The following is a 24,097-nucleotide window of genomic DNA, read 5'->3' as shown; positions in this document are numbered from 1 at the left end:
ACCTCAGTCGAGGTCCTCGACCTTGTCGGCGATGTCCTCGACGTCGTCTTCTGCCTCGCCGGCGTCGACGATCGCCGCAGCGGCCGAGCCGACCTCGAGGCCGGCGGCGTGGCCGACGTCGTCCTGGGTCTCGATGAAGACGACGGGGATGCCCTTCTCCTCGGCGAGGTCGGGCAGGTGCATGACGATCTCCTCGGGGGAGACGTCTTCGGCGACGTAGACCAGATCGGCGTTGCCGCGCTCGATGGCCTTCGTGGTTTCGTTCGTTCCTTTCTTTACGCGTCCGGTGTCTCGTGCGACCTCGAGCGCCTCGAGGGCGTCGTCGGCGAGGTCGGCTGGGATGTCGGTGTTGACGTAGACTGACATGGTTGTTCACCTCTCCTACACGTGGGCTCGCGCTCCCCTGCCGTCCGGGCACTGGGTACCCGTGCCGGGCCGATCCCGGCGGAAGTCCTGTGAAGCTAGGAGCATCATCAACCCCGCGTAGGGTGTACACTCGAATAGCGTTGCCCCCCTTAAAAGCGTGTTCAAACGGATGGCGAAGTGAGACACCTCCGCACGGACGAGGTCGGTTGGGGTCGCCATCAGGTGCGAAAAATGATAGAATCGAACGGTCGTGTTCCCCCGGCCGGCAGTGGGTTCCCACACCGCCGGTGAGTACTCCGGTATCGGGGCTATCTGAACGCCGCTTTCGCGGCGTCGACGAGAACCTCGGGTTCGTACTGGTGCGTACTCACCGGTGGCACGTCCCGATCCACGTCGAGTTGGTCGTAGACGGCCGTCATCGCGGACCGTACCGAATACTCGACGGTGAACACCACGTCCCGGGGTTGCTCCGCGAACTGGCCGATGAACGCGAGGTTGTTCGATCCCGGTGGGACGACGTCCGGCCGATCGCCGGGCGTCCGCGGCATGAAGTGACTCGTGATAAACGGCATATTACAGGGGATACAGTTCGCGTCCTCGAGGACCGACGGGAGTTCATCGAGATAGCCGAGGTGGTAGCACAGTTCCTCGAGGATCTCTTCGCCGGTGCAGTTCCCCATCTTCTTCTCGACGTAGTTCCCCTCCTCTTCGGGGAACAGGCCGTATCCCCAGAAGACCTTCACGTCGTCGGGCTGGTTCGCGAAGTGGGGCTGGGCGGCGACGACGATGGACATCAGCCAGTTCGACTCGGTGAAGGTGATCAATCCGTTCCCGGGCGCTTCGCCCGTGACCTCGACGATGTGTTCGAGCAGGTCCGGCTCGTCGAGCGTGACGGTGTAAGACGGCCACTTCGTCTCCTGGACGTGGTCGGCAAACGCCGACGGCGTCCCGAACTCGGGGTTGTCCTCGGCGATGTTCTTCCACAGTTCGAAGGACGCCCCCGTCGTGTTCAGGTCGGGCGCTTCGGTCATCGATCCGAGATCCGAGCCGTCGGTCATCGAGCCGTTGGTCACGAAGACGAGATCCGTCGGCTCGACGTCGATCGTCTCGGCTACACCGTCGGCCTCGTAGTGGATCGTTTCGACGGTCTTGCCGTCCCGACCGGGTACGATATCCATATCGGTCACTTCACAGCCGCCCCGGAACTCGACGCCGTGGTCTTCCAGCCACCGCCGAATCGGTCGGACCATCGAATCGTACTGGTTGTACTTGGTCCGGTGGATCCCCTCCATGGTGTTCAACCGGGGGAACTCGTGCATGAAGCGGTGCATGTATCGTCGCATCTCCGCGACGCTGTGCCAGGGCTGGAAGGCGAACGTCGTCGCCCAGATGTACCAGAACGTCGTCTCGAAAAAGGAGTCGGAAAACCACTCCTCGATCCGCGTGTCGCCGAGTTGCTCCTCGGGCGTCAGGACCAGTTGGAGCAAGGAGAGCCGATGCTCCATCTCGAACCCGTACGACGAGACGTCGAGGACCTCCTGTTCGTCGCCCAGCAACCGAGCGACGGCGTACGTCTGATGGTCCTCGTTGAACTCGTCCATGACGTCCTTGACCGATCGCTCGCGGTCCTCGAGCGACGGAATCGTCTCGAGCAGGTCCCACGTACACTCGTACGTCGGGAAGTTGAGCATCCGGCCGCCCCGAATGACGTATCCCTCCTCGGGCGAGCCGGCTCCGTCGAGTGCCCCGCCCATCACGTCCAGTTTCTCTAGGACGTGGACGTTCTCGCCCGGCAGTTCGCTGTCACGGACGAGGAACGCGGCTCCGGCGAGGGATGCGATCCCCCCGCCGACGAAGTACGCCTCCCGTTCCGATCCGTCCTGTCGCTGGGGTTGTTCGTTACTCATATGATCTTCCCTCCGTGTTCCCGATCGACGTCCCGTTTCGCCGGCACGGCCAGTGTGAATCCGTCCTGTCGTACATGTACAACCACACTTAGATTATTGATACGACCGGTCTTGAAATCGGACAGCAGTTCTCATAGCGTGGAAATGATGAACAGGTTATAAGTTTCCGGAAATTGCCGTCCCGATCGGACGCGGTTCGACGGACGGAGACGGCGAAAGTCGCCGAATCGATCCTCGAACCGGACACGGAGTCGCGATGGTCGAGGGCACCGTCGATGACGGCGTCCGCGCATGAGTGAATAATTATACCGGCACACACGAAGCGGCCGTATGAACGCGGACGCGGACGTCGTCACGCTCGCAGGAACACTCCATGCAGAAGCCGAGCGCGCCAACGAACGGCGGGCGTTGGTCCTTGCGGGAGACCGAGAGCGCGGGTACGATCGACTCGAGGCGGTCCTCGATACCCTGTCGGTCCCGATTACCGCGACGACGCTGGTCGGGCCCGACGACCGGCTTCGCTGCGAACAGTTGCCCCAGGCCAACGCGAGCGAATTGCTGGGAACGACGCGAGAGGTGATCGCCGTCGACGCTCACGCGGAACTCCGGCCCAACGCCGTCGGGAAAGTCGCCGGTGCGGTCGACGGCGGCGGCCTCCTCGTCTTGCTCGTGCCGCCGCTCGAGGCGTGGCCGGACCGCCGCGACGGGTTCGACGAATCGCTTGCCGTCCCGCCGTTCGAACTGGACGATGTCTCCGGCCGCTTCCGACGACGGCTCGTCGAGACCGTACGGGCGCACCGCGGCGTCGCCATCGTCGACCTCGAGTCAGGACGGATCGAGGCCGACGGCCTGACCCACCCGTCCCCGCGGCTGGCGACGGCCGATCCCGCGCCGCCGCCGGATCGACGGTTCCCGATGGCCGCCTACGAGGCCTGCCTGACGGGCGATCAGGCCGACGCCGTCGCCGCCCTCGAGTCGCTGTCCGAGGCCGATCGGGCCGTCGTCCTCGAGGCCGACCGAGGACGGGGCAAGTCCAGCGCGGCGGGGATCGCCGCGGGCGCGTTCGCCACCGCCGGCGAGGACGTCCTTGTGACCGCTCCAGCGGCACGAAACGCGGCGGAACTGTTCGATCGCGCGGGCGAACTCTGCCGGACGCTCGACGACGACGCGACGGTCGAGTCCCGCCGGATCGAGACGAGCGCGGGCGGCTCGGTCCGGTTCCGCGAGCCGACGGCAGCGGCGGAAACGACCGAAACGGCCGATATCGTCCTCGTCGACGAGGCCGCTGCGCTTCCCGTTGCGACCCTCGAGTCCCTGCTGACCGCGGACCGGGTCGCGTTCGCGACGACGATCCACGGTTACGAGGGAGCCGGTCGGGGCTTCTCGGTCCGGTTCCGGGACCGGCTGACCGAGAGCGACCACGAGGTGACCGACTGCCGGCTCGTCGAGCCGATCCGGTACGCCGGGGGCGATCCCGTCGAGGTGTGGGCTTTCCGCGCGTTGCTGCTCGACGCCCGGCCGCCGGTCGAGCCGCTGGTCGCCGACGCCGACCCCGACTCGGTCGAGTACCGCCGGCTCGAGCCCGACGCCCTCCTCGCGGACGAGCGCCTGCTCCGAGAGGCCTTCGGCCTGCTCGTCCTCGCACACTACCGGACCGAACCCAACGACCTCGCGCGCCTGCTCGACGCCCCCAACCTCGAGGCCCGCGCGTTGGTACGGGACGGCCACGTCGTCAGCGTCGCCCTGCTCGCGCGGGAGGGGAACCTGTCGCCCGAGCGCCGCGCGATGATGTACGAGGGCGGCCGGATTCGGGGTAACATGCTGCCGGACGTGCTGACCAGCCAGCTGCGCGACGAGGCCGCCGGCGAGCCCGCGGGCCTGCGGGTCGTCCGCATCGCGACCCACCACGCGGCCCGCTCGCGGGGGCTGGGCTCGTTATTGCTCGAGCGCGTTCGCGAGGAGTTCGGCGACGGCGCGGATTCGATCGACTGGCTCGGGACCGGCTTCGGCGCGACCCCCGGCCTGCTCGCGTTCTGGCGGGCGAACGGCTATCGGACGGTCCACGTCTCGACGACCCGCAACGATTCGAGCGGCGAGTACTCCGCGCTCATGCTCGCGCCGACGACGGACGCGGGCCAGCGGCTCCACGACCGCCACGCCGAGTGGTTTGCCGGCCGATTCGGGGCCTGCTGTTCGGACTCGCTCGCCGACCTCGAGCCCGACGTGGCCCGTGCCGTCCTCCGGAGCGTCGACGCCGAGGCCGCGCCGCCGCTCGAGTTGTCCGATCACGAGTGGCGGGTCGTCGCCGGAGCCGCCTACGGGCCGGGCCTGTTCGACGTCGACCCCGGCCCCTTCCGCGATCTCGTCGTTCGATACCTCGCCGACGACCCCGACGGTGTCGACCTGACCGCCCGCGAGGAGCGGCTGCTCGTCCTGCGCGTTCTGCAGGCCCGGGACTGGGAGTCCGTTGCCGACCGCCTCGAGTTCCATTCGACCAGCCAGTGTATGCGCGCGCTGGGCGACGCCATCTGTCCGCTGGTCGATCGCTACGGGACCGCGGCGGCGCTCGCGGTTCGGGAGCGGTTCGCCGACGAGTGAGTCCGCAGTACCGCGAACGGCGGGCCGTCCCTCACCCCGTTTTCACGAACTTCGCCGTCCCGTTCTGTTCGACGGTGATCCGATACCGGTGATAACTGAACTCGACCTCCATCTGGGCCTCCGGTGCCGGCGGGTTCGAAAAGAGTTCGGCGAGCATCCCGTCCACGCAGTCGTATATCGTCGGGAGGTCGGTCGAATCGACGCCCTCGAGGTCCATGATCGCCTCGATGATCTGTACCGTCGGGTTCTCGCCGTCGGGGTCGAGCGTCCGGTGAACGATCTCACTCTCGGTCTGATCCGTCATCGTCCCTGCCAACGGGAACCCCCAGTATAGATGTCCGGCATGATTCCGCTCTCCGAGACGCCGTCCCCGGCACGCACCCTCAAAACAGCCGTCGACGCAGCCGCTCGGGAAGGAGATCAACGAGCCACGCGATGGCCCGCCAGCGCCGCGTGACGTAGGCGTGCGTTCGCTTCTTCTCGATCGCTCGAGCGATCTGTGCGGCCGCCGTTTCGGGCGAACACTCCCAGAAGCCGCCCAGCGACAGCTTGGTGTCGACGAACCCCGGCTCGATGGTCGTGATCGCCACGTCCGTATCGCGATCGCCCTCCCGATAGCGAAGCCCTTCCAGATACGTCGAGACGTAGGCCTTGGAGGCGCTGTACGCCGGCGCGTCGTCGTTACCGATGTGGGCCGCCACGGACGAGATCCCCACGAGGTGCCCGTCCGACTCGCTGGCGTGGTCCGGCGTCGACTCGAAGTATTCCATCGCGGCCGTCGCCAGCGCGGTAAACCCGCGGACGTTGACGTCGATCGTCTGCCGTTCGGGCTCCCACTCGAGGTCCCGATTGACGGTCGCGACCCCGGCGCTGAGGACGACGAGATCGACCGACGGCATCGCCTCCGCGAGGTCGAAAAAGCCCTGTCTGGCGTCCTCGACTGCGGTGACGTCCATCGTCGCGACGTAGGACTTGGTCGGTAGTTCGTTCCCGATCCGCCGCATCCGTTCGGTTCGCCGGGCCGCAAGTCCGATCTCGTAGCCGTCGGCCGCCAGCCGTCGGGAAAGCGCCTCGCCGATCCCCGAGGACGCGCCGACGACGATCGCACCGCGTTGCTGTGTCATATCCACAGGTTCGGAGCCGCGTACCTAACCCTACTGAAGGCGGTAGGCATTTGCCGCAGTCCGTCGTCGCCGTCAGTATGGTCGACGTGGTCCTCGTCGTCGCCGTCGCGTTGCTCGCCGGTGCGATCGTCGGCGCGGCCGTCCCGATGGTGCCCAGCGGCCTCCTCTCGCTGGCCGGGCTCGGCGTCTACTGGTGGGGGTCCGGAACCGCGGAGATCAGCGTCCTCACGTTCGCCGTCCTGGCCGTCATCGCGGTCATCACGGCACTCATCGAGTTTTTCGGCGGGTCGATCGCCGCCCGCGCCGGTGGCGCGTCGTGGCTGACGACCGCCGTCGCCGCCGGCGTCGGGATCGCTCTCATGCTCGTCACCGGCCCGGTCGGGCTACTGGCCGGCCTCTTCGGGACCGTCTTCGTCCTCGAGTTCGTCCGCGGCGAGGAACTCGAGGGCAGCGCCCGGTCGGCGGTCTACACGACGGTCGGGACCCTCGCGTCGACGGCGGTCCAGGTGCTGTTGACGGCCACGATTTTGCTTGGCTTTCTCGTCGCGGTCTTCCTGCTGTGATCCGCGGGAAACACTGAAGTCGTGGGTATCGTTCACGGAGAATGATGGACTGTACCGAATCCGACTGTCAGCGCCAAGCGGCGGTCGAGTTACACGTTCCGTGGGACGAGAACCGGCACGTCTGTGCCGCCCACGCCCGCGTGCTGGGTCGGCAGGATGGCGTCGTCGCCGATCCGTTACCGGATCGGGGTGACGACCTGCTCGAGTAATCGGCAGGAGCGTGGGAATCCCCGACTCAGAGAGCCGTCCCGTCTCGAAACGGCCTCAGGGATGTGTGTAGTACGCGACGGTCTCCGCGTCGTCCTCCTCGTCACTTTCGTGCCGATCGATCCGCGCGAACCCGACCCGCTCGAACTGCACCAGTTCGTCGGGCTCGAGGTCGGCGACGCCGGGCTCGGCGTGACCCGTGACGTCGCCGTCGATCGTCCGCATGCGGAGGGGGACGCGGCCGTCGGCCGGCACCCAGTGGACGACGTCGACGCCCTCCTCGCGGACCACGTCGAGATCGTCGGTGGCGTACCGCAACGCGCCGTCCTCGAGTTCGAACCCGCCCAGTCCCTTCAACCAGAGTCGCGTGTCCTCGGCGGCCGGCTCGGGGAGGTCCTCGCTCTCGAGCATGACCGAGTCGCCGACGGGGATCTCTCGGACGCCCCGTTCCTCGTGGTTGGGGTGCAGCGGCGGGTTCGCCTCGGCGGGCGGGTCACCGGCGAGGGGGACCTGATTGCCGTCGCGGACGAAGAAGCGGCGGTCCGTCTCCTCGTCGATCAGGTCGCGGTTGGCGGCGTAGATCGAACTCATCGCCAGATCGACGTCGCTGGTCGAGGTGCCGAGGCCCACCATCGCCTCGACGATGGCCTCGCCCCGAATACCGCGCCGGCGCAGGCTCTTGAGCGTCGGCGCTCGCGGGTCGTCCCAGCCGTCGAGTTCGCCTCGCTCGATCAGCTCCGAGATGGTCGAGGTACTCATCTTGACGTCGTAGTCGTCGAGCTGGACGTGGCCCCAGTGGACGACTTCCGGATACTCCCAGTCGAAGTAGTCGTAGACGAACTGTTGGCGCTTCGCGGAGTCCTGCAGGTCGATCCCGCGGATGATGTGGGTGATCCCGAGCAGGTGATCGTCGATCCCCGACTGGAAGTCGAGCATCGGCCAGCAGCGGTACTCGCTGGCTTCCTCGCGGGGGTGTGGCGTATCGATCATCCGGAAGGCGACCCAGTCCCGCAGTGCCGGGTTCTTGTGTTCGATGTCCGTTTTCACGCGGAGAACCATCTCACCGCTTTCGTACTCCCCGTCGATCATGGCCGCGAACTCCTCGCGGACCGTCTCGACGTCTTTCTCGCGGTGGGGACAGGCCTCGCCGCTGTTTTTCAACTCGGAGAATTCCTCGCCCGAACACGAGCAGGTGTAGGCCCCGCCGAGGTCGATCAGCTCGCGGGCGTGGTCGTAGTAGGTCTCGAGGCGATCGCTGGCCTTGTAAACGTCGTCGGGCTCGAAGCCGAGATATTCGAGGTCCTCGAGGATCGCGTCGTAGGCCTCGAGATCGGGCCGCTTGGTCTCGGGGTCGGTGTCGTCGAAGCGCACGCAGAACCAGCCGTCGTAGCGCTCGCGATAGGTGCCGATGACGGCGGGCATCCGGGCGTGGCCGACGTGCCACGGGCCGTTGGGGTTGGGCGCACACCGCATCCGGATCTCGTCGTAGTCGTCCGCGTTCGGGAGATCGGGGAGGTCGTGTTCGTCTTCTTCTTCCTCGGCCTCGATCTCGGCGAGTTCCTCGGGAGCGAGTTCTTCGAGGCGCTCGCGTTTCTCGTCGTAGCCGAGGTCGTTGACCCGGCCGACGACGCCGCCGGCGATGCCCGGAATCTCGTCGCCGTGTTGGCGGAAGTCGGGGTTGTCGCCCATCAGCGGCCCCATGATGGCACCGACGTCGGCGTCGCTCTCGTGTTTGACGGCGTTCAACAGCGCGTGCTTCTCGACCTCGCGCTCGATGCGTTCGCGTAAGTCGTCGTCCATTACCGGGCGGTACTTCCGCCCGGGCCAAAACCCTCGCGATTCGGGCCGCAACCGACGCACACAACGGCGGCTACCCGTGACGGGTCGGGGAAGTCACTACCGGCACACCCATCCCCGTCCTGTGGTCGTACAGAAAGATCGGCACGATAGCCCGTCTCAGTCTCGAGGTCCCCCTCGTCTTCTCGGAGCGATGCGACCGGAACGTCGGTTCGCTCGACCAGCGTGTAGAACTCGCCGGCCGTCCCCTCACGGGGCTCGTTCGGCGCGACGGGGTCGATCTCGTTTTCGTTCGGGCCGGCGGTCCCGAGGACCGAGTCGAGACAGTCGGCGGTCGCGATCGCACCGACCGCCATTGCCGTCCCGAGTAGGTCGCGTCGGGAGAGCCCGCCGGCTCCGTCCGTGGAGTCGTCAGTCATATCAACCGCTCGGTGGGGAATTCGCAACAGAATCCGGGCGAAATCGAACGCCGTCTCGAGCGGTGCGTCGCCCGTGCCGACCGCCAGCGGGTGCCCGATCGAGCGTCAGTAGCCGCGTTCGATCAGGTAATCCGCCAGCTCACAGAGCAGGTCGCGGGCCTCGTTGTCCGGCAGTACCTCGAGTCGGCGCTTGCCCCGTTCGACGAGATCGGTCGCGGTTTCGTCGGCGTAGGCGATCGAGCCCGACGCCTCGAGTTCGGCGACGGCGTCGTCGATCTCGGCCTCCGTGACCGCCTCGACGTCGTCGGTATCGACGAGGTTCTCGACGTCGACGCCCTGCTCGCGGGCGTGGACGGTGATCAGGGTCTGTTTGTTCTCGACGAGGTCGCTCCCGCGCTGTTTGCCCAGTTGTTCGCTCGGGACGGTCAGATCGAGGACGTCGTCCCGGATCTGGAACGCGCGGCCGATATCGAGCCCGTAGCCGTAGAGTTCCTCGATGGTCTCGTCGTCGGCCCCGAGCAAGATCGCGGGGAGACACGCCGACGCGGCGTACAACACGGCCGTCTTCTGCTCGACCATCTCGAGGTACTCGTCGGGGGAAACGTCGGCCCGTTCCTCGAAGGTGACATCCAGCGACTGGCCCTCACAGATGTCCGTACAGGTCGTCGCCAGCACGTCGAGCGCGTCGACGATCCGATCCGACTCCGCGCCCGTCTCGAGCATGATCTCGAAGGCCTTCGAGTAGAGCGTGTCGCCGGCGAGGATCGCCGTCTCGAGGTCGTACTCCTTGTGGACGGCCGGCACCCCACGGCGGAGGTCGTCGTCGTCCATGATGTCGTCGTGGATCAGGGTAAACGACTGGATGACCTCGACGCTGACCGCGGCGGCCATCATATCGACCGGCCCGCTCCCGTCGACGGGGTCGAACGAGCGGTAGTCCGCCGACAGCGGATCGACGTCGGTCAGCGCCTCCGCGGTCGTCAGCAACACCGTCGGTCGGAGTCGCTTGCCGCCCGCATCGAGCAAGTAGCGGGAGGCCTCGTAGAGCCGCTCGGGCCGCTTGATCGGTAGCTCCTCGGGGATCGCGTCGTTGACCTGCTCGCGGCGCTTCCGGACCGCCTCGAGCACCGCCTCTTCGCGTGCCTCTGGGCTCGTCATATCAGTCGACTAGCTGGATGAGGTTCCCGTTGCGTGTCACGTGAAGATCTCGGCCCATCTTGTAGCCCTCGCTCTCACAGAGATTGACGTAGCTGGAGAAGCCGCTCATGTCCTGGTGGGCGGGGATGACGTGTTGCGGTTGGAGCGCATCGAGCATCTCGTAGTGCCCCTCTTGGTTGAGGTGACCAGAGACGTGGATGTCGTCGTAGACGCGTGCGCCCTGCATGCCGAGCAACTTCTCGGCCTGGTAGCGCTGGCCCTCGTTGGTCGGCTCCGGGATGACCCGTGCCGAGAAGACGACTTTGTCGCCGTCGTCCAGTTCGTAGGGCGTCTCGCCGCGGGCCATTCGGGTGAGCATCGCGCGGGGCTCGCCCTGGTGGCCGGTGACGATGGGCAAGTAGTTCTCCTTGCCTTCGTTCATGATGCGCTTGAACGTCCGGTCGACGGATTTGCGGTGGCCGAACATTCCCAGATCCGAGGGGAAGTCGATGAAGTCGAGCCGTTCGGCAGTGCCCGAATACTTCTCCATCGACCGCCCGAGCAGGACCGGCTGCCGGCCGATGTCGTCGGCGAACTCGACCAGCGATTTGACGCGGGCGATGTGGCTCGAGAACGTCGTCGCGACGATGCCGCCGTCGTAATCTTCCACACTGTAGAGGACGTCCCGGAGGTGTTCGCGGGCGACCTTCTCGGAGGGGGTCCGTCCCTTCTTGCTGGCGTTGGTACAGTCCTCGATGTAACACAGCACGCCGTTGCCCTCGCGACCGATCTCGCGGAACCGCTCCATGTCGATCGGGTCGCCGATGACGGGCGTGTGGTCCATGCGCTTGTCAAGCCCGTAGACGATCGCCCCCTCGGGCGTGTGAAGGACCGGGTTAATCGCGTCGATGATCGAGTGGGTGACGTTGACGAACTCGAGTTCGTTGCGGTCGCCGATCGACATCGTCTCGCCGGCCTCCATCTTGACGAGGTCGTTCTCGACGCCGAACTTCTGTTCGCCCTCGATCTGTTGTTTGACCAACTCGATCGTAAACGGCGACGCGACGATCGGCGCGTCGTATCGGTGTGCCAGCTTCGAGATGGCACCGATGTGGTCGAGGTGCCCGTGGGTCGGCACGATGGCCTTGACGTCGCCCTCGAGGTCGCTCATGACCCGGTCGTCCGGGATAGCGCCCATATCGATCAGGTCGAGACTGTGCATCCGTTCGGTTTCGACGTTGTCGTGGATCAGGACCTGCGAGAGGTTCAGACCCATGTCGAAGATGACGACGTCGTCGCCGGCGCGGACGGCAGTCATCTGCCGTCCGACTTCTTCGTAGCCGCCAATGGTTGCGATTTCGATTTCCATGGTTCGTAGCACTGAAAGCCGCGTGATGGACTCTCATCGAAACTGTCCGCGGACGCCTAGTCGTACGGCCCCGGCGTCTTGCAGCGCGTCGGCCATCCCGCTATGCGCTCGCGGGGACGATCGTCCCCGTCCGGCTCACGACATCGTGAGCCACCGAGCGCACTTGCCCGCGGGTTTCGTTGCTCCCCCCTACACGCCCGGGCATTAAAAACGCAGTGGGTTGGCCGTCCGGAGCGACCGTCTCGTGGGGGCGGTCCGGGCGGAACGCGGGGGGCTGTCACGGGTTTCGAGACACCGTAATCCATTTCTCTATTCGGCCGAAACCGGTGGGCAATACATGCTTTCGGAGGGATCGTCGTGTACGTAATCATCGTCGGTGCCGGCGAGGTCGGGCGCTCGATCGCCGCGAACCTCGAGGACGGCCACGACGTGGTCGTCATCGACCGCGACGCGAACGTCGTCGAGGAACTCACCTACTCGCTGGACGTGCTGACGATTCGGGGCGACGGGACCGACCTCGAGATCCTTCGTGAGGCGGACCTCGAGCGGGCGGAACTGGTCATCGCCTGTACCGACAACGACGAGACCAACGCGGTCGTCTGTGGCGCGGCCAAGGCCGCGACGGACGTCTTCACGGTCGCTCGAGTGCGCCGCCGGACGCTGCTGGAAACGTGGCAGGGATCGCAGGGTGCCTTCGGCGTCGATTTCATGGTCTGTACGGACCTGTTGACCGCGCGGGCGATCTTCCGTATCTCCGGCCTGCCCAGCGCACACGACGTCGACACGTTCGCCGGCGGACTGGTCCGGATGGCCGAGTTCGACATTCCGACGGATAGTCCGATCGTGGACCTGACCGTCAGCGAGGCCGACTGTTACGACTCGCTGACGTTCGCGGCGATCTTCCGCGACGACGAGATGATCGTAACCCGGGGTGACACACACATTCGGGCGGGCGACCGGGTCGTCGTCATCGGTAGTCCCGACTCGATCAACGAGTTCGCCGACGAGGTCGCGACCAAACCGGACGACGCCGAGGAGGTCGTCATCGTCGGCGGCAGCGAGGTCGGTTACCAGGCGGCCCGCGAGTTCGAGGACCACGGGTTCCGACCGCGGCTGATCGAGCGGGACCACGAACGGGCCCGCGAGATCGCCGAATCGCTGCCGAACACGATGGTCATGGAAAGCGACGCGACCAACTCCGAGTTCCTCGCGCGCGAACACGTCGGCGAGGCCGACGTCGTCGTCGCCGCCTTAGACAGCGACGAGAAGAACCTGCTCGTCTCCCTGCTTGCCGATCGGCTCGGCGTCGACCGTACCGTCGCGATCATCGAGAACCCCGAGTACGCCGACCTCTTCGAGACCGTCGGGATCGACGTCGCGATCAACCCCCGCGAGGAGACCGCCGAAGAGATCATCCGGTTTACCCGGACCGACAACACCGAGAAGATCGCGATGCTCGAACACGACCGTGCCGAGGTCATCGAGATCGAGATCGGCCCGGAGAGCGTTCTCGCCGGGCGTGAAATCGTCGACGCGACCGACGATCTCCCTCCCGGCGTCGTCATCGGCGCGATTTCGCGGTCCGGCGACCACATCACACCCCGCGGGTCGACCGTCATCGAGCCCGGTGACCACGTCATCGTCTTCGTCGATGCGACGGTCCTCGACGACGTCCTCGACCTGATCTAGCGCCGCTGTTCGTTCTCCGCAGTTTCCGTCGCCACAGCCTCCGCTCTCGTCGACCAAGCACTGTCACTCGTCTCGATCCCGGTTCGACAGTCGCCTCGAGGACGAGGCGACGGGCCACCACCAACCGTCAGCGACGGATACCGCGATAAAGGACGTATGCGACGAAGAAGAGAACGTACGCCGCTGCGAGGCCGACCGTAACGGTCGAGCGGCCGAGGAAGGCGATGACGAGTATCAGGACCGGCCCCGCAAGCAGGAGCGAATCGAAGACCCGGTCCTCCGCGCCCGACTCGAGGAGGTCGCCGACGATCGGGATATCAGAGACGGTCATCGGTAGAGCCCCCCGCGGTCGAAGACCGCCCGCAGCGTCACCAGCACGGGAATGATCTCGAGGCGGCCGATCCACATGTTAAAGAGGAACATGACCTTGCCGAGCGTCGGGAGCGACTCCGGCCCGGTGATACCCGCCGAGAGGCCGACGTTCCCCTGTGCGCTTGCCACTTCGAAGATAACGTTCTCGAGGGTGTACTCGCCCTGCGGGAGCATGATGAGAAGCGCGAAGGTGCCGAGCCCGAGGAAGAGGAACCAGAGCGCGGCGATGATCGCCGCTTCCTCGAACTCCTGGCGTATTTCCTGCTCGTTGAGCCGGCGGCCGTTGATCTTCAGTCGGCGGACGGCCGTCTCGGGGTAGAAGACGTCCGCGATACGGAACCGGATCCCTTTCAGGAGGGTGAGCGCTCGGATCAGCTTGATCCCGCCGACCGTCGACCCCGCCGCGCCGCCGACGACCATCCCGAACACGACGGTGAGCTGGGCCTGTGCCGACCAGCGCCCCAGCGCGACGTTCGTCGCGTCGGTCGCGGTCTGGAAGCCGGCACAGGTCGCCGCCGAGACGAACTGGAACGAGCCGTACCGGAACGCGGTAAACAGGGAGTCGTACGTGTCACTGACGTACACCAGCACGGTCAGCAGAACCGTCCCGATCCCCATGTAGATGAACACCCAGCGGGTCTGCAGGTCCGAATAGAGGTTCCGCAGGTCACCCTGCAGGATGAGATAGTGGACGGGGAACGCGATGCTGCCAAGCAGCATGATCGGGAGGAGCGCGAAGTCGATGGCCACGCTGTCGTAGGTCGCGATCGAGTTGTCAGTGATCGAGAACCCGCCGGTCGCCAGCCCCGTCATGCCGTGGTTGATCGCCCCCCAGAGCGGCATTCCGACGACCCACAGCAGCAGGATCGAGACGAACGTAAAGAGGATGAAGATCCACCAGATCGTCTGCACGGTCGAGACGATGCTCGGGTGGATCCGCTCGGAGCGGGCTTCGCTCTCGTAGAGGGTCAGCGAGCCGCTCCCCGGCCGGGCGAGGATCGCCGTCGTGAGGACGATCACGCCCACGCCGCCGATCCACTCGATGAACGACCGCCACCACTGCAGCGTCCGCGGCAGGACCTCCTCGTTGTCGGTCATCGTCAGCCCGGTCCCGGTGAAGCCGCTCATGCTCTCGAAGACGGCATTGATCGGGTTCGTAAACGCCGCGAGCGTCGACGTCTGGGATGGCTCGCCGAGGATCGGCGGCGCGAGTTCGACCGTCCACGCGATGAGGAGGAACGGCAGCGAACCGAAGATCGCGACACAGAACCAGCCCAGCGCGGCGATGATCATCCCGTGGAGCTTGCCGGGCCGGGCCGCGTCCCGGAACCGCGAGGTCAAGATGTAGCCGACGGCGAAGGGGACCAGTCCCGCGACGACCAGTGCCGGAATCGCGTAGTACTCCCCCCAGATGAGCGGCACGAGGATCGAAACGAACAGCAGTCCGGCCAGCGCCTGAAAGATGCGGCCCAGGTCCCGTCCGATGGTCCGTGCCGCCCCCTTCATCCGTCACCCTCCACCGGCTTCGGAGACGCCGGTACGGTGAGGGCTTGCCGCCCCGCTCGAGGCAGGGCTCCCGAAGACGGCCGTGCGGTACCAGCGGCGTCGGTCCGGACCCACCGTCGATCGACCGTCATTGGACTCGGTCTTCGGGATGGCCGAACACGTCCGTGAGTTCGGGTTCCGCACCGAACGCCGAATAGACCGTCAGGAGGTCCCCGGCCTCGATCCGCGTATTCCCCCGTGGCGTGATCGGCGGATCCTCGCCCTCGCGTTCGATCGCGACGACCAGGACGTCCTCGGAGAGGAGGTCACCGTCAGCCGCCTCGATGAGGGTCTTCCCGGCGATCGGCGCGTTTTCCGTCACCTCTATCTCGAACACTTCCGCCTGCTCGCCGATCCGCATGTAGTCGACGATCGCCGGGCGAGCGACCGCCCGATAGAGGTATTCGGCGATGAGTTCCTGCGGATTCTCCATCGTGTTGACGCCGATCTGGCGGAACACGTTCATGTGTTCGGGATCGTGAACGACCGAGACGATGTTGGGGACCTCGTGTTCCTGGGCGAGCAGACAGACCATGATGTTGGTCGCGTCCCGGTCGGTCGTACTGATCAGGGCGTCCGCCCGCTCGATGCCGGCGTCCTGAAGCGCATTGTGATCGGTTGCATCGTCCTCGAGAATCAGACAGTCGTACGTACCGGCGGCCCGATCCGCTCGTTCGGGATCGTTCTCAATGACGACGACTTCGTTTCCCGAACGCGTCGCGATATCGATGAGGGGTTGGCCGATATCGCCCGCACCGACGATGACGATATACATTAGATCGGTGTTCTTGCGTGACCGTTGAAAATATACCGCTTCGGTGACCGTCTCGGTCGCCCCGAACGAGAGGAACTCGATCCCGTGCGAATCCGTCGAGAGAGCTACCGGGACGGGATCATTTCCACGGCCAGTCCCGTTGGCGCTGCCGTCTCGATCGCTCCGTGGTTTCCGACAGAATCCGTTCGATCGCCCAACCGGCCCACAGGAAGACGACCGCGATGAAAACGGCCATCTCGAGTCGGATCACCTCCCCGTATCGGACGGCAAGGACGAGGGCCATGATCGCCACCGCGGCGGCGACGACGCCAAAGACGTCGTAGAACGTATGTGGGTGGCGAACGCTTGGTAATCGAACGTGCATAGTACTATCTACGCGCTGTCAGTATATAATCCTATTCACGAAACCGATCGATACTCCCCCTTCGAGGCCCATTTTCGAGGCGCTTTTTCGCCGGCCACAACGGTGTCACGGGTGGAAACCGTCTTACGATGGATTAATGGGACCGAATCGAAATGCGATAACTACCGTGTCTAGATGTACTTCCGCGAGCGGGGTGTTCCATGCGGCTCCGAACTGACTGGCGCGCCAGCGTCGCGCTCGTCGGAACCGTTCTCAAGTATCTCTCCGTGCCGCTGGTCCTTCCGCTCGTCGTGGCGCTTATCTATCGCGATCCAGTCGTCCCGTTCGTCGCGACGATCGCGCTGACGGTCGCAGTCGGCGAGGGTCTCGAGCGGCTCAGCCCCGAACCGGACCTCGATATCCGCGAGGCGATGCTGTTCGTCGCGATCTCGTGGCTCGCGGTCGCGGTCGTGGGGGCAGTGCCGTACGTGATCGCGGGCTGGGGGACCGAGTCGACGCTTGCCCATCCCGTCAACGCCCTCTTCGAGTCGATGTCCGGGTTCACGACGACCGGAGCGACCGTCCTGGGCGAAATTTCCCTCGAGCGCCATTCCCACGCGATCATGATGTGGCGACAGCTCACCCAGTGGCTCGGCGGGATGGGGATCATCGTGTTGATGGTCGCGATCCTCCCTGAAATCGCCGTCAGCGGTGCCCAGCTCGTCGATTCGGAGGCTCCGGGCCCCGAGCTACAGAAACTCACGCCGCGGATCGCGGAGACCGCCCGTATCCTCTGGCTGGTCTACTTCGCCTTTACCGTCGTCTATATCGCTATTCTCTACGGCTTGCACCTCGCGGGAGCGGCACCTAACATGGGGCTGTACAACGCCATCGCCCACGGGTTCACGACGCTCCCGACCGGCGGGTTCTCGCCGGAGGCCGACAGCGTCGCGGCCTTCTCGGCGGCCGTGCAGTGGACCGCCGTGCCGTTCATGATCATCGCCGGGACCAACTTCGCGCTGTTCTGGCACGTCTTCAGCGGGGAGGGCCACCGCTTCGTCCGCAACTCCGAGTTCCGCGCCTACATCACCGCGATCGCCGGACTCACTGCCCTCTTGGCCGGGATGCTCTACGTTGGCACCGCGCCTGCCTTGGCGGAACTCGGCGGCGTGACCGAAGGCGTGTTCGAGAACTCGCTGCGCCAGAGCGCCTTCCAGATCTCCTCGCTGTTGACCTCGACGGGGTACGCGACCAGCGACTTCGTCGACTGGAGTTCGACGGGGAAGATCGTCCTCCTGTTCGCGATGCTCGTGGGCGGCTGTGCCGGCTCGACGGGTGGCGGCGTCAAGGTCGTCCGATGGCTGATCATCTTCAAAGTCCTTCGGCGGGAGCTGTTTACCGCGTCCCACCCCGAGGTCGTCCGTCCGATCCGGCTCGGCGGCAACGTCGTCGACGAGGACGCCATCCGGGGCGTCCTCGGCTTTACCTTCATGTACCTCATCATCTTCGCCGGCGCGACCCTGCTGATCGCGCTGGACGTCAGTCGGGCCAGCGCGATCGCGAACTTCTCCCCGCTCGAGGCCTTCAGCGCGAGCCTCGCGACGATCGGGAACATCGGCCCCGGCTTCGGCCACCTCGGACCGTTCGGCAGCTACCTGGATTTCCCGGTCCCATCGAAACTCCTGATGATCTTCCTGATGTGGATCGGCCGCCTCGAGATCATCCCGGTACTGATCCTCTTTACCGGCGGGTTCTGGACCCGCTGAACGGATCGGCTCGCCTCCGTGCGGTCGATCCCGCTCCCTGCTCTCGCGTTCGTCCGATTCCCGTCAGTCCCGACACGGCCACGATCTGCACCACGGATGCGCCGGGACCCAGTAATAGCAACCCACCTCAGTCGATCGTCGTCCCCGGGTTCTCGCCCGCGAGGAACGACGCCAAGCCCTCGAGCCCGAAGATCGACGCCTCGGCCTCGAGACCGAGCAGCGTCCGCACCTTGCCGGCCATCCCGCCGGTCACGTCGGTCGCCTCGCTGGCTCCCAGGACGTCGGCGACGGCGTCGAAGTCGTCGATCCGGTCGATGACCGCATCCTCACCGTCCAGTACGCCGGGCACCGTCGAACAGAGCCCGACCCGATCGGCCTCGAGGGCTCGAGCCAACGCCGCCACCAGTTCGTCGCCGCTGACGACGGTCGCGCCTTCGCCTGCGTGGGCGATCATATCGCCGTGGAGGACGGGAACGAATCCCTCGGCGAGCATCGTCTCGACCTGCCCGGTCGGCAGATCGAGTTCGCCCTCGCCGTCGCGGTGGCCCGCCGAGAAGGGATGGACCGGCACCGCCTCGACGTCGCGCTCGAGCAGCCGTCCGATGACGAACTGATTGAGCGTCTTCATGGCGCCGTGAATATCGAGCGCCGCGGTCGCGTCGCGGGTCCCCGCCGTCGTGGTGACGCCGTGTTCGCTGGCGTTGTGGTGGCCGAAACTGCCGCCGCCGTGGACGACGACGAGGTCCTCATCGCCCTCGAGCGCGGCGATCGCGTCCGCCGCCCGCGCCAGGGCGTCGCCGTCGAGGGTCTCCGGTCGGTCCTTTGCGGTGATGACGCTGCCGCCGAGTTTCAGGACGATCATTCGACCCGCTTCACCCCGGTTTCTGCCAGTTCGGCGCGGAAGGCGTCCTCACAGCCCGGCGTGAACGAGAGTGCGGTCTCGGTCTCCTCGGTGGGATCGAGCGCGACGATACAGCCCCCGCCGCCGGCACCGGTCAACTTCGCGCCGTGAGCGCCCGCATCGCGGGCTGCCCAGACCATCGTGTCCAGCGAACGCGAGGAGACCCCCAGCGCGGAGAGCAGGCCGTGGTTGAAGTCCATCAGCCGGCCGATCTCCTCGACGTCGCCGTCGGCGAGGGCGTCCTCGCCGTTGCGAACCACGTCGCCGATGGCTTCGACCGTGTGGGCCGCGAAGTCGTACTCCTCGCGGAGGTCCCGGACGCCCGCGACCAGCTGGCCGGTCTCGCCCGCGCCGCCGTCGAACCCGATCACGATCGGGAGTTCCGGTGCCTCGAGCGAGCGGCAGTCGTCTCCCTCGACACGGACCGCGCCGCCGGTTGCCGAGCAGAACGTGTCGGCGCGGGAGGCCTGGCCATCCTGGACCTGTGACTCCGTTCGATAGGCTCGCTCGGCGAGTTCGTCGCGGTCCAAGGTGACGCCGAGTTCCCGAGTGGCCGCGTCGATGGCGGCGACGACGACCGCCGCCGAGGACCCCAGACCCGCCCCGAGCGGGATGTCGCTCTCGATGGTCACGTCGAAGCCGGCCTCTTCCGCACCGGTGACCTCGCGGACCTGTTCGATCGCGCCGTCGACGTACTGGGTCGCCGCCGTCACCAGCGATTCGGGGACGTCCACGTCGGGACGAGCGTCGGCTGTCGCCCCGTACTCGACGGTGAACCCGTTCAGGCTCAGGTCCTCCGCGTTGACCCGGAGTCGCCCGTCGTCCCGTTGCCGGACCTCGACGCGGGCCCGCCGCTCGATCGCACACGGGACGGCGGGCTCGCCGTACACCACCGCATGCTCCCCGAAGAGGTACACCTTGCCGGGAGCGCTCGAGAGTGTCATGGCCGGCCGTTCGTCCGACGGCCGTTAATAGCTATCTCTACCGGGCGAGCGTCGCCCGCCGCTCCATCGAGGACGGATCCCGCCGCCCGCGGCGTATTCGTAGGTGTTATACCCCGGTGATGACGACAGCGGCTGTGAACCGACGGACGTATCTCGGAGCCATCGCCGGGGGCGCGACCGCCGCCATCGGCGGCTGTCTCGGCGGCGAGAGTATCGACAGTGACGACCACCCGGTCGCCGCGTGGGCGGACGGGACGATCGAGTTCGCGCTCCCGCCGTTTCAGGACGCGGAGCAGCTCGAAGCCCAGTACGCCGGCACGTTCGAGTGGATCGCGGACGGGTTCGACGAAGTCGATTCGGTCGAGGGGACGCCGACGACCAGTTACAGCGCGGTCGTCGAGAGCGTCGTGCAGGGTCACACGGAGCTGGCGAACCTCTCGCCGGTCATCTACGCCATGGCCCGCGACGAGGGGATCCACCCGCTGGCGATCAACTGGTCCCACGGCAGTGACGCGTACCACACGTACGTCGCCACGCGGGCCGAAACGGACGTCGAGCACCTCGCCGATCTCGAGGGGAAGACCGTGGCGATGGTCGACCCGCTGAGCACGAGCGGCGGCCTGTTCCCGCGGTACATGCTCTCGGAGGCGGGTCTCGATGCCGGCGACGTCGACACCGAAGCGGCGGACTTCGACATCGAGTGGTCGTTCGGTCACGACGCGTCACTTCAGGCCCTCGAGAACGGCCACGTCGACGCCGCCGCCTACGGCGACTTCCAGCATCCGGACGACGACGCGATCGTCAAACTCGCCGAGAGCGACCCGATCCCGTTCGACCCGATCGTCGCGAAGCCCGATACCCCCGAGACGGTCCGCGAGCAGATGACCGAGCGACTGCTCGAGACGCCGGACGAGGCCCTCGAGGACCACCGGGTCGACAGGTACGGGCCCGTCGAACCCGGCACCTACGATCCCGTCCGGGACGTCGCCGAGGAACTCGGCATCGAAATCGCGGATCTGGAGGAGGAAGACGGAGACGAATCCGACTAGGTCCCGTACCGATGCTCACCGTAACCGCCCTCGAGAAACGCTACGGGGACGAGGTCGCGGTCGACGGCGTCGACGTGGCCCTCGCCCCGGGCGAACTGACGGTCCTGATCGGCCGCTCGGGAGCCGGCAAGACGACGCTGCTCCGCTGTCTGGACGGACTCACGGAACCCGACTCGGGCACCGTCCGTCTCGGGGGCGAGCGGGCGGTCCCGACCGACGTCGCGCTCGTCTTTCAGGCGGGGGCGCTGATCGATCGCAAGTCCGCGCTCGAGAACGTCCTCGACGGCGGGCTGGGTCGGGAACCCGCGTGGCGGGAACTGGTCGGCTGGCACGCCCCGTCCGCGAAGCGGGCGGCGATCGAACGGCTCCACGCCGTCGGACTGGACGGCTACGCGGCCCGGCGTGTCGGGGATCTCTCGGGCGGCCAACGCCAGCGCGTCGGCATCGCCCGCGCGCTCCAGCAAGAGCCCGCGGTGTTGCTCGCCGACGAACCGGTCGCCGCCCTCGACCCCGCGACGGGCCGCTCGGTCCTCGAGCGCCTCGCGGCCGTCGTCCGCCGGCGGGAGCTCGTCGGCGTCGTCAGCCTCCACCAACCCCGGCTGGCCGACGGCGTCGCCGATCGGTATCTCGGTCTCGCCGACGGCCGCCTCGTCCTCGACGCCGCGGCCGCCGATGTCGACGACGCCCGAATCGAGGCGGTGTACGATGACTGACCGCGGACCCGCCGATCGGGGTGACGCGGTCGAACCCGCTACGGCAGCCGAACGCACGGCGCGAACGGAACCGACCGAGGAAAGCGCTGGAAACGCCCCGTCATCGAATTCGGTCGCCGCCGAGTTCGATCGCGTCCAGCGGCAGTGGCGTCGCCGAACGGCGGGCCGCGCCGCGCTGCTCGTCGCCCTCGTCGCGGGCGTCGTCGCGATCGCGCAGTGGCTCGGGTTCGACCTCGCCTACCTCTACGCCCACCGGGAGAACCTTGTCTCGATCCTGCTCGAGGAGATGCTGGCTCCGGACCGGCTCGCGGCGCAGCTGCGCGCCGACGGCCCCTCGCTGGCCGCGGCAGCCCTCGAGACGCTCGCGATCGCGGCCGTCGGGACAGCGATCGGCCTGCCGCCGGCGCTGTGTGTGGGCGTACTCGCGGCGAGCAACGTCGCCCCGCGGGTCGTCTACGGGCCGGCCCGACTCCTCCTCGGTGGCCTCCGTGCGGTGCCGAGTATGGTGTACGCGCTGCTGTTCGTCGTCCTCGCGGGGCTGGGTCCCGTCGCGGGGACCCTCGCGATCGCGATGGGGACGGTCGGCGACCTCGGCCGGCTGTTCGCCGACGAGATGGAGGAGATCGACCCCGGTCCCGTCGACGCCCTTCGCTCGACGGGCGCAGGTATCGTCGCGACGACGGCCGCTGCCCGGCTCCCGCAGGTGACGACGGCGTACGTGGCCTGGACGCTGTTTTACCTCGAGCTCAACGCGCGGAAGAGCTCGGTGCTCGGGATCGTCGGGGCAGGCGGGATCGGCTACCCGTTGATCATGGCGTTCCGGGCCCGGAACTATACGCGAGTGATGGCGGCGATCGTGGTCGTTCTCGCCCTCATCGTCGGCGTCGAGACCGTCGCGAACGCGCTCCGGAGCGTCCTCGATGCGGACCGGCGGGCGGCCGAACGGTGAGCCGGTCGCCCCGGTGCGGGTAGTCGGACTTATGTCGATCCGCCGGCTCGTCGCTCGTATGTCGCTGGTCTTGCCGAGCGAACTCGTCGTCGACCGGTTCCTGCCGACGGTCCGGGCGATGCTGGCCGCCCGACTCGCGGATCGCGGGCTCACCCAGCGGGAGATCGCCGCCGAACTCGGCGTCACGCAGGCCGCAGTCAGCACGTACGTCGCCGGCGAGGGCGGCGGCGACAGCCGCTTTCGCGACGATCCCGAGACGGTTGCGACCGTCGACCGGATCGCGGACGGCCTCGCCGACGGTGAGATGGACGGCTACGACGCCCTGTCCGAACTGCTCTCGCTCGTCCGCAGCCTCGAGGACCGCGGGCCGATCTGTGAACTCCACGAGGAGGAGATGCCCGCGTTACGGGGACTGGGCTGTGACCTCTGTGTCCGGGGCCTCGATCCCGATGTCCGCGCCGAGCGGGATGTCCTCGCGAACGTCCGGACGGCGGCACGGACACTCGCTTCGGTCCCCGGGATGGTTGATGCCGTCCCGAACGTCGGGACCAACGTCGGGATGTCGCTTCCCGACCCGACCGACGAGACCGATGTCGCCGCCATCCCCGGCCGGATCTACGCCATGGGCGGCCGGATAGAGATCCCCGCGAACCCCGAGTTCGGCGCGTCGAAACACGTCGCGACGGCCGTCCTCGCCGCCAACGACACCGACCCCGATATCCGGGCGGCGATCAACGTCGCTACCCACGACGGCCTGCTCGCTGCGGCCCGATCGCGGGGGATCGATCCCCTCGAGTTCGATGCCGACTACGAGGACCGCGGCGAGCATCTCGGCGACCGGTTCGCGGACCGCGGTGCCGTCCCCGCCGTCGCCTACCACCGGGGCGCGTTCGGAATCGAACCGGTGACCTACGTCTTCGGGGCAACGGCCGTCGAGGCTGCCGAACTGGTCGGGGAGTTACTCGCGGCCCGGTCCACGTCGGCGGCCGACGGTTCCGCCTAGCCGCTGAGTTCGCTCCCCCGATCCCCACCCCGCCGTTCGCGTTCGAGCGTTCGACAGCCCAGGGCCAACCGGTCCGGTAACGCCCCCGCGTTCGCGTACAGGCTCTGTAGGACGAGTCCGGCGTCCTCGAAATTACAGCCGCGGTAGGCACGCAACGGCTCCCGTTCCCATTCGACGATCCGTTCCCGCTCCAGCAGCGGGAGGTGGTGATGTCGCAACCGAAGCCGTACCCGCTCGAGGTCCGTGTCGATGCTCGGGTTCGTCGCGACTTCCGGTAACGGGACCGACTCGCCGGCCGGGGCGTCCAACAGCGCGTCGACGATCTGCCGTCGCGGCTCCGCGGCGAGTATCTCGAAGATGCGATCCCATCGGTCGACGGCGTCGGCCGCCTCGCCGGACACTGGCTCGGACATGGTCGCGGGCACGGCGACGTGACCACTAAACCTTGTGGCGAGTTTCCACGCCACTATTTATACGTCGGCTGCCCCAGTCGTCGGCCGGTACGCGACCAACGCCGGCGCGGCCGCTGATCGAGGCGAGCGGTGGGAAAACGAACAGTGT

Annotated in this window: 24 protein-coding genes; 9 read left to right on the top strand and 15 right to left on the bottom strand. The window is 66.9% G+C overall.

The window, feature by feature from the left end; all coding sequences use genetic code 11:
• Positions 1-3: 3 nt before the first annotated feature.
• Positions 4-366, bottom strand: coding sequence for a 50S ribosomal protein L7Ae (gene rpl7ae / locus NP511_RS00265; RefSeq protein WP_006182179.1), 363 nt, complete (start codon positions 364-366; stop codon positions 4-6).
• 308 nt (positions 367-674) lie between these two features.
• Complete coding sequence (locus tag NP511_RS00260; RefSeq protein WP_049966681.1) at positions 675-2,273, bottom strand: oleate hydratase; 1,599 nt, start codon at positions 2,271-2,273, stop codon at positions 675-677.
• Positions 2,274-2,603: 330 nt separating this feature from the next.
• On the opposite strand from NP511_RS00260, the gene tmcA reads away from it, so the two are divergent.
• Positions 2,604-4,871 carry a tRNA(Met) cytidine acetyltransferase TmcA gene (gene tmcA / locus NP511_RS00255; protein WP_049966680.1) on the top strand — a complete coding sequence of 756 codons (2,268 nt, stop codon included), beginning with the start codon at positions 2,604-2,606 and terminating at the stop codon, positions 4,869-4,871.
• A 31-nt stretch (positions 4,872-4,902) separates the two neighbouring features.
• Here the strand turns inward: tmcA and NP511_RS00250 are convergent, their stop codons facing one another.
• Both NP511_RS00250 and NP511_RS00245 read right to left on the bottom strand, forming a co-directional pair.
• The gene (locus NP511_RS00250) at positions 4,903-5,175 is read right to left on the bottom strand and encodes a HalOD1 output domain-containing protein (protein ID WP_049966679.1); all 273 of its coding nucleotides are present in this window, start codon (positions 5,173-5,175) and stop codon (positions 4,903-4,905) included.
• A gap of 79 nt (positions 5,176-5,254) precedes the next feature.
• A complete protein-coding gene (locus tag NP511_RS00245) occupies positions 5,255-5,995 on the bottom strand; it encodes an SDR family NAD(P)-dependent oxidoreductase (protein WP_006650719.1) in 741 nt (246 codons plus the stop codon).
• A gap of 77 nt (positions 5,996-6,072) precedes the next feature.
• On the opposite strand from NP511_RS00245, the gene NP511_RS00240 reads away from it, so the two are divergent.
• Entirely contained in the window at positions 6,073-6,558 is a 486-nt protein-coding gene (locus NP511_RS00240; RefSeq protein WP_049966678.1) for a DUF456 domain-containing protein, read from the top strand.
• A 44-nt stretch (positions 6,559-6,602) separates the two neighbouring features.
• A complete protein-coding gene (locus NP511_RS00235) occupies positions 6,603-6,767 on the top strand; it encodes a DUF8014 family protein (RefSeq protein ID WP_162834902.1) in 165 nt (54 codons plus the stop codon).
• Positions 6,768-6,822: 55 nt separating this feature from the next.
• Here NP511_RS00235 and NP511_RS00230 read toward each other — a convergent pair whose 3' ends face one another.
• The 4 genes from NP511_RS00230 to NP511_RS00215 all read right to left on the bottom strand — a co-directional run bounded on the left by NP511_RS00230 (position 6,823) and on the right by NP511_RS00215 (position 11,487).
• A complete protein-coding gene (locus tag NP511_RS00230; protein ID WP_049966677.1) occupies positions 6,823-8,565 on the bottom strand; it encodes a glutamate--tRNA ligase in 1,743 nt (580 codons plus the stop codon).
• Positions 8,565-8,981 (bottom strand): hypothetical protein, encoded by a 417-nt coding sequence (locus NP511_RS00225; protein ID WP_049966676.1) that lies wholly within the window; start codon positions 8,979-8,981, stop codon positions 8,565-8,567. Before NP511_RS00225 ends, NP511_RS00230 begins: the two co-directional genes overlap by 1 nt.
• A 105-nt stretch (positions 8,982-9,086) precedes the next feature.
• Entirely contained in the window at positions 9,087-10,139 is a 1,053-nt protein-coding gene (idsA3, locus tag NP511_RS00220) for a geranylfarnesyl diphosphate synthase (RefSeq protein ID WP_006182169.1), read from the bottom strand.
• A gap of 1 nt (position 10,140) precedes the next feature.
• Positions 10,141-11,487 carry a ribonuclease J gene (locus NP511_RS00215; protein WP_006650714.1) on the bottom strand — a complete coding sequence of 449 codons (1,347 nt, stop codon included), beginning with the start codon at positions 11,485-11,487 and terminating at the stop codon, positions 10,141-10,143.
• A 357-nt stretch (positions 11,488-11,844) separates the two neighbouring features.
• Between NP511_RS00215 and trkA the strand changes: the two genes are divergently transcribed.
• On the top strand, positions 11,845-13,176 hold the full coding sequence (gene trkA / locus NP511_RS00210) for a Trk system potassium transporter TrkA (protein ID WP_049966675.1): 1,332 nt from the start codon (positions 11,845-11,847) through the stop codon (positions 13,174-13,176).
• Between the two features lie 127 nt (positions 13,177-13,303).
• Here the strand turns inward: trkA and NP511_RS00205 are convergent, their stop codons facing one another.
• The 4 genes from NP511_RS00205 to NP511_RS00190 all read right to left on the bottom strand — a co-directional run bounded on the left by NP511_RS00205 (position 13,304) and on the right by NP511_RS00190 (position 16,232).
• Entirely contained in the window at positions 13,304-13,507 is a 204-nt protein-coding gene (locus tag NP511_RS00205) for a hypothetical protein (protein WP_049966674.1), read from the bottom strand.
• Positions 13,504-15,054, bottom strand: coding sequence for a TrkH family potassium uptake protein (locus NP511_RS00200; RefSeq protein WP_006650711.1), 1,551 nt, complete (start codon positions 15,052-15,054; stop codon positions 13,504-13,506). Before NP511_RS00200 ends, NP511_RS00205 begins: the two co-directional genes overlap by 4 nt.
• 127 nt (positions 15,055-15,181) lie before the next feature.
• Positions 15,182-15,868, bottom strand: a complete 687-nt coding sequence (locus tag NP511_RS00195) for a potassium channel family protein (RefSeq protein ID WP_049966673.1) — start codon at positions 15,866-15,868, stop codon at positions 15,182-15,184.
• A 118-nt stretch (positions 15,869-15,986) separates the two neighbouring features.
• The gene (locus tag NP511_RS00190) at positions 15,987-16,232 is read right to left on the bottom strand and encodes a hypothetical protein (protein WP_049966672.1); all 246 of its coding nucleotides are present in this window, start codon (positions 16,230-16,232) and stop codon (positions 15,987-15,989) included.
• Positions 16,233-16,432: 200 nt separating this feature from the next.
• Between NP511_RS00190 and NP511_RS00185 the strand changes: the two genes are divergently transcribed.
• Complete coding sequence (locus tag NP511_RS00185; protein WP_049966671.1) at positions 16,433-17,977, top strand: TrkH family potassium uptake protein; 1,545 nt, start codon at positions 16,433-16,435, stop codon at positions 17,975-17,977.
• 127 nt (positions 17,978-18,104) lie between these two features.
• Here the strand turns inward: NP511_RS00185 and NP511_RS00180 are convergent, their stop codons facing one another.
• Both NP511_RS00180 and mvk read right to left on the bottom strand, forming a co-directional pair.
• Entirely contained in the window at positions 18,105-18,839 is a 735-nt protein-coding gene (locus NP511_RS00180) for an isopentenyl phosphate kinase (RefSeq protein ID WP_049966670.1), read from the bottom strand.
• A complete protein-coding gene (gene mvk, locus NP511_RS00175; RefSeq protein WP_006650706.1) occupies positions 18,836-19,822 on the bottom strand; it encodes a mevalonate kinase in 987 nt (328 codons plus the stop codon). The genes NP511_RS00180 and mvk overlap by 4 nt, the downstream gene beginning before the upstream one ends.
• Before the next feature lie 134 nt (positions 19,823-19,956).
• Between mvk and NP511_RS00170 the strand changes: the two genes are divergently transcribed.
• Genes NP511_RS00170 through NP511_RS00155 form a run of 4 tightly spaced genes read left to right on the top strand, consistent with a single transcriptional unit; the run spans position 19,957 to position 23,536 of the window.
• Positions 19,957-20,871 (top strand): phosphate/phosphite/phosphonate ABC transporter substrate-binding protein, encoded by a 915-nt coding sequence (locus tag NP511_RS00170; protein WP_049966924.1) that lies wholly within the window; start codon positions 19,957-19,959, stop codon positions 20,869-20,871.
• 11 nt (positions 20,872-20,882) lie between these two features.
• Positions 20,883-21,584: a phosphonate ABC transporter ATP-binding protein gene (locus NP511_RS00165; protein ID WP_049966669.1), complete on the top strand. Its 702-nt coding sequence runs from the start codon at positions 20,883-20,885 to the stop codon at positions 21,582-21,584.
• On the top strand, positions 21,577-22,533 hold the full coding sequence (gene phnE, locus NP511_RS00160) for a phosphonate ABC transporter, permease protein PhnE (RefSeq protein ID WP_049966668.1): 957 nt from the start codon (positions 21,577-21,579) through the stop codon (positions 22,531-22,533). The genes NP511_RS00165 and phnE overlap by 8 nt, the downstream gene beginning before the upstream one ends.
• 58 nt (positions 22,534-22,591) lie before the next feature.
• On the top strand, positions 22,592-23,536 hold the full coding sequence (locus NP511_RS00155; protein ID WP_049966923.1) for a thiamine-phosphate synthase family protein: 945 nt from the start codon (positions 22,592-22,594) through the stop codon (positions 23,534-23,536).
• On the opposite strand, the gene NP511_RS00150 is transcribed toward NP511_RS00155, so the two are convergent.
• Positions 23,533-23,949: a hypothetical protein gene (locus tag NP511_RS00150; protein ID WP_049966667.1), complete on the bottom strand. Its 417-nt coding sequence runs from the start codon at positions 23,947-23,949 to the stop codon at positions 23,533-23,535. The genes NP511_RS00155 and NP511_RS00150 overlap by 4 nt on opposite strands.
• Between the last annotated feature and the right edge of the window lie 148 nt (positions 23,950-24,097).

The organism is Natrinema thermotolerans (genome assembly GCF_031165565.1).
Classification (GTDB): domain Archaea; phylum Halobacteriota; class Halobacteria; order Halobacteriales; family Natrialbaceae; genus Natrinema; species Natrinema thermotolerans.
The sequence above is the reverse complement of the archived record's forward strand: the minus strand, read 5'-3'. Positions and strand labels throughout refer to the sequence as shown.

Excerpts from the sequence above, each read along its gene's own strand:
- rpl7ae (WP_006182179.1), bottom strand. The coding sequence starts at position 366 with ATGTCAGTCTACGTCAACACCGACATCCCAGCCGACCTCGCCGACGAC.
- NP511_RS00260 (WP_049966681.1), bottom strand. The coding sequence starts at position 2,273 with ATGAGTAACGAACAACCCCAGCGACAGGACGGATCGGAACGGGAGGCG.
- tmcA (WP_049966680.1), top strand. The coding sequence starts at position 2,604 with ATGAACGCGGACGCGGACGTCGTCACGCTCGCAGGAACACTCCATGCA.
- NP511_RS00250 (WP_049966679.1), bottom strand. The coding sequence starts at position 5,175 with ATGACGGATCAGACCGAGAGTGAGATCGTTCACCGGACGCTCGACCCC.
- NP511_RS00245 (WP_006650719.1), bottom strand. The coding sequence starts at position 5,995 with ATGACACAGCAACGCGGTGCGATCGTCGTCGGCGCGTCCTCGGGGATC.
- NP511_RS00240 (WP_049966678.1), top strand. The coding sequence starts at position 6,073 with ATGGTCGACGTGGTCCTCGTCGTCGCCGTCGCGTTGCTCGCCGGTGCG.
- NP511_RS00235 (WP_162834902.1), top strand. The coding sequence starts at position 6,603 with ATGGACTGTACCGAATCCGACTGTCAGCGCCAAGCGGCGGTCGAGTTA.
- NP511_RS00230 (WP_049966677.1), bottom strand. The coding sequence starts at position 8,565 with ATGGACGACGACTTACGCGAACGCATCGAGCGCGAGGTCGAGAAGCAC.
- NP511_RS00225 (WP_049966676.1), bottom strand. The coding sequence starts at position 8,981 with ATGACTGACGACTCCACGGACGGAGCCGGCGGGCTCTCCCGACGCGAC.
- idsA3 (WP_006182169.1), bottom strand. The coding sequence starts at position 10,139 with ATGACGAGCCCAGAGGCACGCGAAGAGGCGGTGCTCGAGGCGGTCCGG.
- NP511_RS00215 (WP_006650714.1), bottom strand. The coding sequence starts at position 11,487 with ATGGAAATCGAAATCGCAACCATTGGCGGCTACGAAGAAGTCGGACGG.
- NP511_RS00205 (WP_049966674.1), bottom strand. The coding sequence starts at position 13,507 with ATGACCGTCTCTGATATCCCGATCGTCGGCGACCTCCTCGAGTCGGGC.
- NP511_RS00200 (WP_006650711.1), bottom strand. The coding sequence starts at position 15,054 with ATGAAGGGGGCGGCACGGACCATCGGACGGGACCTGGGCCGCATCTTT.
- NP511_RS00195 (WP_049966673.1), bottom strand. The coding sequence starts at position 15,868 with ATGTATATCGTCATCGTCGGTGCGGGCGATATCGGCCAACCCCTCATC.
- NP511_RS00190 (WP_049966672.1), bottom strand. The coding sequence starts at position 16,232 with ATGCACGTTCGATTACCAAGCGTTCGCCACCCACATACGTTCTACGAC.
- NP511_RS00185 (WP_049966671.1), top strand. The coding sequence starts at position 16,433 with ATGCGGCTCCGAACTGACTGGCGCGCCAGCGTCGCGCTCGTCGGAACC.
- NP511_RS00180 (WP_049966670.1), bottom strand. The coding sequence starts at position 18,839 with ATGATCGTCCTGAAACTCGGCGGCAGCGTCATCACCGCAAAGGACCGA.
- mvk (WP_006650706.1), bottom strand. The coding sequence starts at position 19,822 with ATGACACTCTCGAGCGCTCCCGGCAAGGTGTACCTCTTCGGGGAGCAT.
- NP511_RS00165 (WP_049966669.1), top strand. The coding sequence starts at position 20,883 with ATGCTCACCGTAACCGCCCTCGAGAAACGCTACGGGGACGAGGTCGCG.
- phnE (WP_049966668.1), top strand. The coding sequence starts at position 21,577 with ATGACTGACCGCGGACCCGCCGATCGGGGTGACGCGGTCGAACCCGCT.
- NP511_RS00155 (WP_049966923.1), top strand. The coding sequence starts at position 22,592 with ATGTCGCTGGTCTTGCCGAGCGAACTCGTCGTCGACCGGTTCCTGCCG.
- NP511_RS00150 (WP_049966667.1), bottom strand. The coding sequence starts at position 23,949 with ATGTCCGAGCCAGTGTCCGGCGAGGCGGCCGACGCCGTCGACCGATGG.